The sequence below is a fragment of the Parapedobacter sp. GCM10030251 genome (genome assembly GCF_042666505.1).
Classification (GTDB): Bacteria; Bacteroidota; Bacteroidia; order Sphingobacteriales; family Sphingobacteriaceae; genus Parapedobacter.
On the sequence record NZ_JBHTDN010000001.1, the window covers coordinates 747,250 to 759,671 of the forward strand.

At 46.4% G+C, this 12,422-nt stretch carries 14 protein-coding genes; 10 read left to right on the forward strand and 4 right to left on the reverse strand.

What is annotated here, in order from left to right; genetic code table 11:
* The first annotated feature begins 82 nt into the window (after positions 1-82).
* The 8 genes from ACFQRK_RS03160 (at position 83) to ACFQRK_RS03195 (ending at position 6,940) form a co-directional block, all read left to right on the forward strand.
* Positions 83-1,219, forward strand: a complete 1,137-nt coding sequence (locus ACFQRK_RS03160) for a phosphotransferase enzyme family protein (protein ID WP_379003547.1) — start codon at positions 83-85, stop codon at positions 1,217-1,219.
* A gap of 4 nt (positions 1,220-1,223) precedes the next feature.
* Positions 1,224-1,877, forward strand: a complete 654-nt coding sequence (locus ACFQRK_RS03165) for a carbohydrate-binding family 9-like protein (protein ID WP_379003549.1) — start codon at positions 1,224-1,226, stop codon at positions 1,875-1,877.
* A 97-nt stretch (positions 1,878-1,974) separates the two neighbouring features.
* Positions 1,975-2,220 (forward strand): type B 50S ribosomal protein L31, encoded by a 246-nt coding sequence (locus ACFQRK_RS03170; RefSeq protein WP_379003551.1) that lies wholly within the window; start codon positions 1,975-1,977, stop codon positions 2,218-2,220.
* Between the two features lie 78 nt (positions 2,221-2,298).
* Complete coding sequence (locus tag ACFQRK_RS03175) at positions 2,299-3,504, forward strand: putative sugar nucleotidyl transferase (protein WP_379003553.1); 1,206 nt, start codon at positions 2,299-2,301, stop codon at positions 3,502-3,504.
* Positions 3,505-3,534: 30 nt separating this feature from the next.
* Positions 3,535-4,302 (forward strand): triose-phosphate isomerase, encoded by a 768-nt coding sequence (gene tpiA / locus ACFQRK_RS03180; RefSeq protein WP_379003554.1) that lies wholly within the window; start codon positions 3,535-3,537, stop codon positions 4,300-4,302.
* Between the two features lie 18 nt (positions 4,303-4,320).
* Positions 4,321-5,163 carry a 50S ribosomal protein L11 methyltransferase gene (gene prmA, locus ACFQRK_RS03185; RefSeq protein ID WP_379003556.1) on the forward strand — a complete coding sequence of 281 codons (843 nt, stop codon included), beginning with the start codon at positions 4,321-4,323 and terminating at the stop codon, positions 5,161-5,163.
* Between the two features lie 2 nt (positions 5,164-5,165).
* Positions 5,166-6,524 carry a UDP-N-acetylmuramate--L-alanine ligase gene (murC, locus tag ACFQRK_RS03190; RefSeq protein WP_379003558.1) on the forward strand — a complete coding sequence of 453 codons (1,359 nt, stop codon included), beginning with the start codon at positions 5,166-5,168 and terminating at the stop codon, positions 6,522-6,524.
* Positions 6,525-6,604: 80 nt separating this feature from the next.
* Positions 6,605-6,940 carry a helix-turn-helix domain-containing protein gene (locus ACFQRK_RS03195; RefSeq protein ID WP_379003560.1) on the forward strand — a complete coding sequence of 112 codons (336 nt, stop codon included), beginning with the start codon at positions 6,605-6,607 and terminating at the stop codon, positions 6,938-6,940.
* 148 nt (positions 6,941-7,088) lie between these two features.
* On the opposite strand, the gene ACFQRK_RS03200 is transcribed toward ACFQRK_RS03195, so the two are convergent.
* The 4 genes from ACFQRK_RS03200 to ACFQRK_RS03215 all read right to left on the reverse strand — a co-directional run bounded on the left by ACFQRK_RS03200 (position 7,089) and on the right by ACFQRK_RS03215 (position 10,277).
* The gene (locus tag ACFQRK_RS03200; RefSeq protein ID WP_379003562.1) at positions 7,089-7,280 is read right to left on the reverse strand and encodes a hypothetical protein; all 192 of its coding nucleotides are present in this window, start codon (positions 7,278-7,280) and stop codon (positions 7,089-7,091) included.
* Between the two features lie 91 nt (positions 7,281-7,371).
* A complete protein-coding gene (gene scpB / locus ACFQRK_RS03205) occupies positions 7,372-7,935 on the reverse strand; it encodes an SMC-Scp complex subunit ScpB (protein ID WP_379003564.1) in 564 nt (187 codons plus the stop codon).
* A gap of 26 nt (positions 7,936-7,961) precedes the next feature.
* Positions 7,962-9,086, reverse strand: coding sequence for a cyclic dehypoxanthinyl futalosine synthase (gene mqnC / locus ACFQRK_RS03210; protein ID WP_379003566.1), 1,125 nt, complete (start codon positions 9,084-9,086; stop codon positions 7,962-7,964).
* Between the two features lie 42 nt (positions 9,087-9,128).
* Positions 9,129-10,277 carry a PQQ-dependent sugar dehydrogenase gene (locus tag ACFQRK_RS03215; protein WP_379003568.1) on the reverse strand — a complete coding sequence of 383 codons (1,149 nt, stop codon included), beginning with the start codon at positions 10,275-10,277 and terminating at the stop codon, positions 9,129-9,131.
* A 105-nt stretch (positions 10,278-10,382) separates the two neighbouring features.
* On the opposite strand from ACFQRK_RS03215, the gene ACFQRK_RS03220 reads away from it, so the two are divergent.
* Positions 10,383-10,973, forward strand: coding sequence for an RNA polymerase sigma-70 factor (locus ACFQRK_RS03220; protein WP_379003570.1), 591 nt, complete (start codon positions 10,383-10,385; stop codon positions 10,971-10,973).
* 64 nt (positions 10,974-11,037) lie between these two features.
* A complete protein-coding gene (locus ACFQRK_RS03225) occupies positions 11,038-12,072 on the forward strand; it encodes a FecR family protein (protein WP_379003572.1) in 1,035 nt (344 codons plus the stop codon).
* Positions 12,073-12,422: the final 350 nt, after the last annotated feature.

Below are 12,422 nucleotides of genomic sequence, written 5' to 3' on the forward strand. Positions count from 1 at the left end.
TGGTAAAAAGGTATGGTTATTACCTTTCGAATGTGCATATTGCGAGCTGTTTTTCAAGCAAAAGACGATATGTTCATTTAACATGATGCGCAATTTAAATTTAGAACAGGTATCGGCGTTGGCAAACCGATTTGATATCGAGGGTACCGTTACGGATATTTCACCGTTTGGATCCGGACACATCAATGATACGTACCGCGTGCTGACTGACGGAGGGCGGACGGATGGGTATCTTCTCCAAAGGATAAACCACCACGTCTTCAAAGATGTTCCGGCCGTGATGGATAATATGCAGCTGGTAATTCGCCATTTGAAAGAAAAATATAAGCAAGTGGGCGGTGGAGATGAATACGTTGAAAAAAAGGTGCTTACCTTGATACCGACGCGGGAGGGGGCACCTTATCTTGTGGACGTGGCCGGCAATTTCTGGCGGATGCTGGTGCTGCTCGCCGATACGCGAAGCTATGATATTGTGGAAACCCCTCAACAGGCCCGGGAAGGCGGACAGGCATTTGGGCAATTTCAACGATTGTTGTCCGACCTGAATGTCGGACTTATTCATGAGGTGCTGCCCGACTTTCACCATATTGGAAAGCGTCTGGGTAAGTTAAATGAGGCAATAGCGTCAGATTCGGCAAATCGCGTGGGACGGGTATCGGCTGAACTGGACGCGATCAAACACCGGGAAAGGCGCATGCATACGATTTTGGATTTGGCTACGAGCGGCCGGCTACCGGTCCGCATCACACATAACGACACCAAATTCAATAACGTATTGCTGGATAGACAAGACAAGGCCCAATGCGTGATTGACTTAGATACCGTGATGCCCGGATACGTTGCTTATGATTTCGGTGATGCGATCCGCACGATCATTAACAAGGCCGCTGAAGATGAGGCTGATCTTGATAGGGTCACCCTCAATATTCCGCTGTTCAGGGCTTACGCTTCCGGATATTTTGAGGAAGCACACCACTTTCTGACGCAGGATGAGGTGGATTCGCTCATTGAGGGAGTGATGTTGCTGCCCTACATGCAGGCCGTGCGGTTTCTCACCGATTTCTTGGAAGGGGATCACTATTACAAAGTCCATCATGCAGATCATAATCTACAGCGTACCCGTGCGCAACTTGCTCTTGTGGCGCAACTTGAAAACCATGAGGCCGAATTGAGGGAGATTATAGATCATGTAGTAGGTCAATATCGATCAGCAACCTGATAGGATGAAATCTGTAAAAAGTTTAGTGGTTCCCTATCTGGATGGAATAAGTCGCCAGTCATCACACGAGAAGTTACTTTCGGCAATGGATGACGTGCCAGATCACAACGTGGAGGAGGTGTCATGGCCTGCATTCCCTTACCGGCCTCATGTGCGTTTTAAGTTGGCACACGCCAGCGATTGCCTGTTACTAAGCTACCTGGTCCGTGAAAAGCATGTCAGGGCTTTCTATACGAATACCAATGATCCGGTCTACAAAGACAGTTGTGTCGAGTTCTTTCTGTCGTTTGACACACGTCATTATTATAACCTCGAGTTTAACTGCGCAGGCACCGGGCTGATCGGTTATGGAGATTCCGACCTGGAAAAACGCCGAAGATTGCCGAAGGAACTGATCGAGACCGTGAAGGCTATTCCCAGTGTCCCTGTAAAGGAAGCGTTGACCGCGGAAATGAGGTGGGGATTGTTGCTGGTTATCCCATTTTCGGTTTTTGATACGCATGCGATTACCGGGTTTGGTGGCATGCGTTGTACCGGCAATTTTTACAAATGTGGAGACGAATTGCCAATTCCGCACTTTTTGTCTTGGAATCGGATCGACCATCCGACCCCGAACTTCCACCTGCCGCAGTTTTTTGGCGATCTTGTTTTCCAGTAACGGCAGCAGAGATGTGGGATTGAAAATAATGTTGGAAATTAATTTAGAATAGTCTATCTTTGCAGCCTTAATCAGAATATAGTAATACATAGATAAAATGAAGAAAGATTTGCATCCATCGAATTACAGGTTAGTGGTTTTCAAGGATATGTCAAATGATTATGCATTTTTAACGCAATCGTGCATTGACAGCAAAGAAACCATCAAATGGGAAGATGGAAACGAATACCCTTTGGTAAAGCTTGAAATTTCACATACCTCCCATCCTTATTATACCGGTAAGATGAAATTGGTCGATACCGCAGGCCGTATCGATAAATTCCGCAACCGTTACAATAAATAAGGTATACGCTGGTAAAAAAATATTAGTCCCGATATTTTATCGGGACTTTTTTATTTTAGCCGTTCTAAATGGAAACCTATGCATATCGTTCTGTTTGATAAAGCGGATTGGCGAATGGGACTTTATCCATTGGCATTGACACGTCCGGTGTCCGATCTGCGTGTTGGAATATTGACGATAGCCGAAAAATGGGGGAAATGGCTGGGTGCTACGTATTCGTTTCTGACGGAGGACCACCTGGCCGAGAAATATCCGTTGGGGGATGTAGCCGGAGAAGTATGGGTTATCCGGGGCAACTGTTGCCCGAGCGACCGACTGTTCGATGCCGTGATGGCACTGGAGGTGGGGCAGGTGTTGATGTCCGGTAGCGAATTTGTTGCTTTCCGGGGGGAGGCGGGATCGCTGTTTCCCTGGCATCCGGAGGTCATTGCACAATTTCGGCCTGTGGCTTATGCACACGATGTGGTAATGATTAATCACCCCGAGGACCTGTTTCTTAACAACGGTGAACAAATCAACTTGGACTTTGACCTGCTTACCAAAGGCCGGTCTTCAGCGTCACTTTCGGCAAGTAATCGTTTTTTGGGCGACCAGATTTTTGCGGAGGAAGGGGCGCAAGCTGAATTTGCCACGTTTAACAGCCTGAAAGGCCCCATCTACCTCGGCCGTAATAGCGAAGTGTGGGAAGGGAGTCATATACGTGGCGCATTTGCGCTGGGAGATTATTCACAGGTAAAGATGGGAACTCGGATATATAGTAACGTAACCGTGGGACCTTATTCACGTGTAGGGGGCGAGTTGAACACCTGCGTCATATGGGGAAGATCGGCCAAAGGACACGATGGATATCTCGGAAGTTCCGTTATGGGGGAGTGGTGCAATTGGGGCGCAGATACCAATAATTCCAATCTTAAAAATACCTATAAGTCTGTACGTATATTCGACTACCGCAATCAGGCATATCGGGATTCCGGTTTGCAATTCTGCGGCGCAATCATGGCCGATCATGTGCGATGTGCCATCAATACCGCTTTTAACACGGGAACTGTGGTGGGAGTGGGCGCCAATGTGTTCGGTACAGGGATGCCGCCAACGTTTGTCCCCGATTTTTCATGGGGAGACAAGGATGGTCTCTCGACCTATCGACTGGATAAATTTTTTGAAACCGCGTCGTTGGTATACGAACGGCGCGATTTAGAATTTAACGAAGTCGAAAAGAGGTTGTTGACCGCCGTTTTCGAATTGACAAGAAGACACCGGGAACAAGCGTATAATATTAGTTAATCATTTACATAGAATAGAATATCAAACGTCATGCGAAAAAAAATCGTAGCCGGAAATTGGAAAATGAATCTCGATCACCAACAGGGTGTGAGTCTTTTTTCTGAAATTGTAAACATGGTCAGGGACGAGGCGATCGGTGGCCAGCAAGTGGTCGTTTGCAGCCCTTTCATTCACCTGCACGCTGTTGCGCAGTTGGCCAAAGGCACGCCTCAGGTTGCTATCGGGGCACAAAATATCTACTTCGAAGAAGCGGGAGCCTATACAGGGGAGATTTCCGCGGTACAGGTGAAGTCTACCGGGGCTACCTACGTCATCCTGGGGCATTCGGAGCGCCGCGCCTATTTTGGCGAAGACGATTATGTACTCAGCAAAAAGGTAGATGCAGCATTGAAACACGATTTAATCCCCATTTTCTGTATCGGCGAAACGCGGGAGGAACGGGAATCGGGGAGGTATTTCGATGTGATTAGCGAGCAATTAACCAAAGGTCTTTTTCACCTTTCCAATGAAGCTTTCGAAAAGGTAGTATTGGCTTACGAACCCGTTTGGGCGATTGGGACTGGGCTTACGGCTTCTCCAGAGCAAGCGCAAGAAGTGCATGCGTTCATCCGCAACGAGTTAGCGGAACAGTATCACCAGGAACTTGCCGATCGTACGACGATACTTTATGGCGGCAGTTGCAATCCCAAAAATGCCCCGGATCTCTTTTCTCAACCAGATATTGACGGCGGACTTATTGGCGGGGCATCGTTGAAATCGCGCGATTTTGTCGATATTGTGAAAGTTTTCAATCGCTAAGTACGGATTACCGTGTCCATGAAATACAGTGAAGTGAACTTTATCTGCAAGGGAGGTGAAGCTTGGCATCGGGATGTGCTGATGCACGACCTGGCGGATATCGGATTCGACACGTTTGAATCAAATGATAAAGGGTTTGCCGCATATATCGCTTCGGAGCAACTAGACTTACCGGCGTTGGAATCGTTGCTTATCCATCAACCCGTGGGTTTTGAAGTAACGTTTACGGTGCGGGAAATTCTTCCCCAAAACTGGAATGCGGTTTGGGAAAGTAATTTCGAACCGGTAGTCGTGGCCGATCAATGCTACGTGCGGGCAACGTTTCATCCTTCTAAGCCCGCCTATCCATACGAGATTATCATCGATCCCAAAATGGCATTTGGTACAGGGCATCACCAAACCACTTCGCTGGTTATGTGTTACATGCTTGAAGAGTCGTTCGATGGAAAGGAAGTTTTGGATATGGGGTGCGGCACCGGCATATTGGCAATACTGGCGGCAAAGATGGGCGCTTCGCGTATATGGGCTATTGACAATGATCCGGTATGCATCGATAGCGTTCTGGAAAATAGAACGCTGAACCATACACCACAAATTGTGGCAAAATGCGGAACCGCCGATCTGATTTCGAACGAACGGTTTGACGTAATACTGGCAAACATAAACCGCAATATATTATTGGATCAATTAGGTCGTTACGCACAAGCCCTGCCGGAAGGCGGGGTATTGTACATGAGCGGCTTTTACGAGGGGGACGACTTGGAAGCGCTGAAGGTTGCCGGAGCTGATGTTGCATTGACGTATGATAGCCATCGGACGTTAGGTGGTTGGGCGGCGGCGTGTTTTAGAAAAAAAGGATAAATATGCGGGTACACTTCATCGCCATTGGTGGAAGCATCATGCATAATCTTGCCATTGCATTGGCTAAGAAAGGGTATATAGTGAGCGGATCAGATGATCATATCTATGAGCCGTCCCGGACCAACCTAGCCAACGAAAATCTCCTCCCTAAATCCGGATGGGACCCTGAGCGTATCACAGCAGATATCGATGCCGTCGTGCTGGGTATGCATGCGAAGGCAGATAATCCTGAGTTGATCAAGGCGCAGGAGTTAGGAATCCGTATCTGCTCGTATCCGGAGTTTATTTATGAACAAACCCGTGAGAAAACACGGGTTGTTATCGGTGGAAGTCACGGCAAAACCACGATCACCAGTATGATTATGCACGTACTTAAATCCATTGGACGTGACTTTGACTATTTGGTCGGGGCCAAGCTCGATGAATTTGATCACATGGTGAGGCTTACGAAGGATGCACCGCTAATGATCATTGAAGGTGACGAATACCTTGCATCGGCAATTGACCAACGCCCGAAATTTCACTTATATAAGCCGCATATCGCGCTTATCAGCGGCATTGGATGGGATCATGTCAACGTATTTCCTACGTTTGAAAATTATGTGAATCAGTTTCGCCTGTTCATTAAAACCATTGAGCCAAAAGGTACCTTGGTTTACAACAAAGAAGATCAGATACTTCGGGGGCTAGTGCTTGAAGATCGATCCAAAATCAACAAACACGGATACCGTACCCCTGAATATACCATCAATAAGGGAATCACCTATATGCATACGCATAATGGCGATATTCCTCTACAGGTCTTCGGTAGACATAATTTATCCAACATCGCCGCTGCCTTTACCGTCTGCGAATGGTTGGGGGTTGAACGGGATGCCTTTTATACCGCAATCAGGCAGTTCAAAAGCGCCTCCCGCCGGTTGGAATATGTAGCCAGCGACAACGACAGTGTGGTTTATCACGATTTCGCCCATACACCAGCTAAACTGAAGGCCAGTATCCACGCGCTGAAAGAACAATTTCCCGATAAAGCGCTGGTAGCCATTGTGGAATTACATACATACAGCAGCCTCAATGAGGCATATCTCAAAGAGTATAGAGACACGATGCATGACGCCGAATATCCCGCGGTATTTATCAATCAAGAAGCGCTTAAACAACGCAATGCTGGATCCATTTCTGAGGATGTGCTTAAAAGTTCGTTCAATCAGCCCAATTTAGTTTATTTCAGCAACGTGCAAAGCATGAAGCAATATCTCTCAGCCATGGATCCGACCGGCAGAAACCTATTGCTCATGAGTTCAGGAAATTATGGCGGCATCAATCTTGTTAATTTTGCCGATAAGTTCTTATATAAATAAAAGTTTAATTATATTAGTTTGTTTGTTAGTTAAGAATATCATGCCATCATAATTGCTTAGAACTTTATATCATCTTACCAATGAATGCATTAGGAAAAAAAATCAGACTCTTGCGACATCAAAAAGGGTGGAGCCAGGAAGATGTAGCTAAACAGCTGGACATCTCCATACCGGCTTTTTCCAAAATTGAAACGGGTATAACCGACGTCAATTTATCCCGATTGGATCAAATATCCCGTTTATTTGGCCTGACGGTTGTCCAACTGTTGGCTACGAACGACTCCGAAGAAGAAAAAAAGTATATTTCGGAGCTGACTATCGCGAATAAAAAACTTCAGGAACGCGACGCTGAAGTGATTAAACTTCAAAAGAAGGTCATCGAACTGTACGAACAGCTGCATAAAATGAGGGAGTAGGCTCTTAAAATACACACACACATCTACTAGGTTGTTGTTGATAACCGTAGTAGGTGTGTGTGGGAATCATTGCGCGGTACAATAGGGATACGTAAGAATCCTATGTTCTTGGCAGGTAATGGTTTTTGTTCAAATGCGAAGCTTTTTATTAAAAATCATCCTCGTCATCGAAATCATCAAATTCATCCAGCGAGTCGAATTCATCTAAGTCGAAATTTTCCTCATCTTCGAAAAGGTCATCCGAATTGTCGTCCTCATCATCGGGTCCACCGTCCAAAGCGACCAAAACGTCATCCTCCATAATCGCTAACTCATTGTCATGCATCATTGGCGTTTTCATAATCATGTAAAAGCGTATTGTTTTTTGATAGGATAAAAATAACAAGTTTTTGATATCAAAGCACTTTTTTTAAAAAAAATATATTGAGTATTTACTCACTGATCTCGCCGATTGTATTGTCTTCTTCCTGTACGATTTCTTTGAGTTTCGGCAGGTCTGCCGTACTGGCAATTCCAAAATGATCCATGAATAAGTCACTGGTTCCATACAGAAGAGGTTTGCCCAATGTGTCCGCTTTACCGATGATTTTTATCAGCTCTTTCTCGAGCAGGCGCTGCACGGAGTAATCGCAATTGACGCCCCGGATCTGCTCGATTTCCAGTTTGGTGATCGGCTGCCGATAGGCAATGATGGCCAAAGTCTCCAACGCGGCTTGACTGAGTTTTTTCTTCGCCCGGTGAGCCTGTAATTGGTTGACTATGTCATAATGCCGTGATTTTGTCAGAAATTGGTAGCCGTTGTTGATGAACTTCAATTCCAACACATGCTCGTCGCTTAGGTAACGCGTTTGAATGTTTTCGAGTGCGCCAAGGATGGTCTGTTCTTCGACACGATCGCCCGTAGCAGCTTCTAACACCTGCTGAATTTCGGCTACGCCAATTCCATACTCAGACGCGTATACCAAAGCTTCTACCTGTTGAATTACATTTTCCAAGTTGTCCGTATTAATCGCTAATAAAATTAATAGTCAATAACCTGCTCAACCATTGTGTCAGGTATTTCCCGGAATTCGTATTTCTGTGTCCGGAGCTGAGGTTGAAATCCGGCTTCGCGGATGGCTTCTTGGATGGATGTTGACGTGAAACGGTGGGGAGCTCCTGCCGCGGATACCACATTTTCTTCGATCATAATGGATCCAAAATCGTTGGCACCGGCGTGTAGGCAAAGCTGTGCCACTTGTTTTCCCACCGTAAGCCAAGAGGCTTGGATGTTTTTGATGTTAGGCAGCATAATGCGGCTTAACGCGATCATGCGGATGTATTCTTCGCCGGTCACATTGTTGGTAATTCCGCGCAGGCGTTTGAGGAGTGTGCCATCGTCTTGGAAAGGCCACGGAATAAAAGCGATAAAGCCGTGAGTACCTGCTGGACGTTCCTCCTGAACCTGTCTGATCCATACGAGGTGTTCAAACCGCTCTTCGATCGTTTCGATGTGGCCAAACATCATCGTCGCCGACGTGGGTAAGTCGACCTGGTGCGCCGCTCGCATCACATCCAACCACTCTTTCCCCCCGCATTTGCCTTTCGAGATAAGCCGTCTCACACGGTCGTTCAGTATTTCTGCCCCCGCGCCCGGAAGGGAATCCAATCCCGCGTCTTTTAATGCACGGAGCACATCGATATGGGACATTCCCTCAAGTTTGGCGATGTGAGCCACTTCAGGGGGGCCAAGTGAATGTAATTTAAGCGTCGGATACAGCTGTTTTAATTGCCTAAAAAGATCGGTATAAAACGCCAGACCCAAATCCGGGTGGTGTCCACCTTGCAATAATAATTGGTCTCCTCCGTATCGAAACGTTTCGGCTATCTTTCGCTTATAGGTTTCAATATCCGTGATGTAACTTTCCTCATGTCCCGGTCGGCGAAAAAAATTACAGAACTTACAGTTGGCAATGCACACATTGGTGGTATTGACGTTACGGTCTATCTGCCAGGTAACCTTGCCATGGGGTACCTGTTGTTTGCGCAATTCGTTAGCTACGTAAGATAAGTCCGCGACCGGCGCATGCTTATATAAATAAATTCCTTCGTCAATCGAGAGAAACTCGAAATTCAGGGCACGTCCAAGCAAACTATCAACATTCATAATGGCAAAGATACGTAGTTTTCGGCAAATGTACCCGTCATTTCAATCCACCGGGATGAGTTTTAATACCATCCCGGGATCTTCCGTCAGTACGTAAATCAAACCATCGGGACTTTGAGCAATGTTACGTACACGCCCAATATTTTGTAAAAGTTTTTCCTCATCTATATATCGTTCGTTTATCACCTCAATCCGGGTCATGTGCCTACCGGCCAATGCACCGGTAAATAAATTGCTTTTCCAGCCCGGGTAACGATCGCCGGTGTAATACAGAAGTCCGCATGTAGCAATGGACGGCGTCCAGTAATGAATGGGTTGTTCCATGCCTTCTCGCTCAGTCAGCTCGGAAATAATGGCTCCACTGTAGTCGATTCCGTAAGTGATGGAAGGCCAGCCATAATTTTTGCCTCGATCGATGATATTGAGTTCGTCGCCTCCCCGCGGGCCGTGCTCAGTTGCATAAAGCACATCATTCGCGGCATCGTACGTCAATCCCTGTACGTTTCGGTGTCCATAAGACCAAATGCTCGGTTTGGCCCCCGGTTGGTTGGCAAACGGATTATCGGTGGGTATGCGCCCATCATCGTGTAAGCGATGAATTTTTCCCATATCATTAGCGAGATCCTGAGCATTTTCCTTTATACCTCGCTCCCCTGTGCTAAAATAAAGGTATCCCCGTTTGTCAAATGTAATCCGGCTGCCGAAATGTATACCGGCAGCCGATAAAGGTAGCGTCTGGTAGATCGTTTCTATATGATCTATTTGATTGTCTATTAGTTGAAATCGCATTAAAGCGGTGCTCCCACCGTCTTTTCCGGGCTTTGCATAGGTCACGTATATCCATCCAGTTTCAGCATAATTAGGGTGAAGTTGGATGTCCATAAGCCCTCCCTGCCCACGTTGATAAACATCTGGGAATCCACTTAGTTTTTTACCGGTGTATTGGTCGTTATCGAAGATCCATATTTCTCCTTTGCGTTCGGTTACCAGGAAGCGGCCTTCGGGCAACCAGGTCATCCCCCAGGGGTTCTCCAACCCGGTGTGCAGTGTGTCGATATAAAACGAAGCCTTTTCCGAGTGTATAACGATGCCGGTGCCCGTGGATGTATCGCCCTGACGCTGGACATGGCCACATCCCGCGAATAAAAAAAGGGCAATCCCTAGCCCGGCTAAAGAAAAAATGTGTTCCACCGTTTCCAATATTGTGTAGCGGCCAAAGATAGAGATTATCCTTGCATATATGTAGCAAAGTTGGTAGGTTTGCATAACCAGTATTAAAACTAAAGCAAACCTTTGTTGGCAGAATCTGCTTACATATCGTTATCAGACCATGCACTGCTGGATCGGATACACAACGACGACCAAGCGGCCTTTAAAGAATTATATAGGCGATATTGGAAGCGTTGTTACCTCCTTGTCCTGCGGCGATCGGGGGATTCTGTGCTGGCTGAAGACCTTACGCAGGGGGTATTTGTTTCCCTATGGGAAAAGCGGAAGGATACAACGATACGGAACGTTGCTTCTTACTTGTTTGTCGCCGTACGTTTTCGCTTTATTACGTACCTCAAATCCCAGATGCAGGAAGACACCTATAAGGAACAGCTTCTGCTGCATACGCGAAATGATCTAGGCAACCCGGTAGAGACCGCCTATCGGCTCAAGGAACTGAACGCCGCCATTGATAAAGGTGTAGCCATGATGCCGCCCAAGACCAAAACCGTCTACACAATGAGCCGGAACGGTCAATATTCCGTGAAAGAAATAGCTCATAAGCTTAACCTTTCCGAAAAAGCCGTGGAGTACCATATTACCCAATCACTCAAGACGATGCGTTTTGCCTTGAAGGATTTTCTTCCCGTTCTTTTGTTCATACGGGAAATTTTTTAATTTTTTTTTAGGGGTAGCTGTCATTCGATAGACTATATTAATAACTAACCAATGTTGGCGATCCATGAGTAGGGAAAATTTTCACCGGTTGCTGGAACGATATTTGGAAGGGCGATGTACCCCCGAAGAAAAGCAGTTAATCCATCATTGGTATTATATGCTCGATGAGCACGACCGCGACGGAATTAGCGAAGCCAACGTAGATGCCATTGAAAATGCGATCTGGAGTAAGATTTGCCGGCAAATCGGTGAGGAAGGCGAGAATATCACCCCAACTGTTTGGTATTTGAGAAGACGGCTGGGCGGATGGATTGCCGCATCAGTTGCCCTGTTCCTGGTTGTATTAGGTGCCTGGATCTACCTTAGGATTGTCTGTTATCCGGTTCAACCATCATTTGCGTCCTCACAAACGGATTCAGCGGCGATCATCACTGTGAAAAACACCACGGAATCCGCTATGAAGGTGATTCTTTCAGACGAATCGCTAGTCGAATTGTATCCAGGCGCACAATTGGAATACCCGAAGCACTTTAAAGGCACCGATCGGGAGGTACGCTTGACAGGTGACGCTTTTTTTGCCGTAGCTGCAAACAAGGATAACCCCTTTTGGGTTTTCCACGAAGGAATGATCACGAAGGTTTTAGGTACAAAATTCAAAATCAAGGCTCCAAGAGGGAACGCAAAGGGTGAAGTGATTGTATATTCCGGAAAAGTGGATGTTTTTTACAACGTAGATCGTAACCACTTTGTAAAGCGGCTGCTGGCTGCGCCGGAGAAAGCTTCATTAACCACTAATCAGAAGGCGGTACTGCAGCCGACAACATTGGAAGCAGCGATTACCGAGAATCCCTTGCCGGTCAGTGAGCATCTCGACGCCATTCGTCAGGAAACATTCAGCGACATTTCTATGCCGGATCTCGCACACACGCTGAGTAACTTATACGCGTTAAACGTGAAGGCTGATCATGGTCTGGATGGAATAACTTTTACCGGTGATATCAGCGGTATCGGATTGTTTAAACAACTGGATATCATTTGTACGGTCACAAACACACGCTACGAAGTAACGGGAACCACCATTTCTATACGAAAGAAGTAATAGCAAACCATAACGAACACACAAATTTATTCACAAACACACTAAGTCATATGCACATGAAGAAAGAGAAAACATAGATTTCTGGCTCGGACGTACCCGTCCGGACCCTAGATTCGTATTCTTGAAACAATACTTGGAGCCCATTCGTATTTCTGGGGCACCTGGAACAGTATTGCTTAAGGCGCTTAGTTAAAACCAATTGCTAACCTAACGACAAATGGATGATAATGAATAACAAACCAACGTAACCCAAAAAGAAACCGGCAATATGGGGGTATTGCCGGCTCAAATTCCCAGCCTCATCGTGCTGGGAAGTTTACAGTTCCATGTTCTAATTACGAACCATAAAT

Bases quoted from the DNA above. Each gene is read 5' to 3' on its own strand.
- ACFQRK_RS03160 (WP_379003547.1), top strand. From the start codon at position 83: ATGATGCGCAATTTAAATTTAGAACAGGTATCGGCGTTGGCAAACCGA.
- ACFQRK_RS03165 (WP_379003549.1), top strand. From the start codon at position 1,224: ATGAAATCTGTAAAAAGTTTAGTGGTTCCCTATCTGGATGGAATAAGT.
- ACFQRK_RS03170 (WP_379003551.1), top strand. From the start codon at position 1,975: ATGAAGAAAGATTTGCATCCATCGAATTACAGGTTAGTGGTTTTCAAG.
- ACFQRK_RS03175 (WP_379003553.1), top strand. From the start codon at position 2,299: ATGCATATCGTTCTGTTTGATAAAGCGGATTGGCGAATGGGACTTTAT.
- tpiA (WP_379003554.1), top strand. From the start codon at position 3,535: ATGCGAAAAAAAATCGTAGCCGGAAATTGGAAAATGAATCTCGATCAC.
- prmA (WP_379003556.1), top strand. From the start codon at position 4,321: ATGAAATACAGTGAAGTGAACTTTATCTGCAAGGGAGGTGAAGCTTGG.
- murC (WP_379003558.1), top strand. From the start codon at position 5,166: ATGCGGGTACACTTCATCGCCATTGGTGGAAGCATCATGCATAATCTT.
- ACFQRK_RS03195 (WP_379003560.1), top strand. From the start codon at position 6,605: ATGAATGCATTAGGAAAAAAAATCAGACTCTTGCGACATCAAAAAGGG.
- ACFQRK_RS03200 (WP_379003562.1), bottom strand. From the start codon at position 7,280: ATGAAAACGCCAATGATGCATGACAATGAGTTAGCGATTATGGAGGAT.
- mqnC (WP_379003566.1), bottom strand. From the start codon at position 9,086: ATGAATGTTGATAGTTTGCTTGGACGTGCCCTGAATTTCGAGTTTCTC.
- ACFQRK_RS03225 (WP_379003572.1), top strand. From the start codon at position 11,038: ATGAGTAGGGAAAATTTTCACCGGTTGCTGGAACGATATTTGGAAGGG.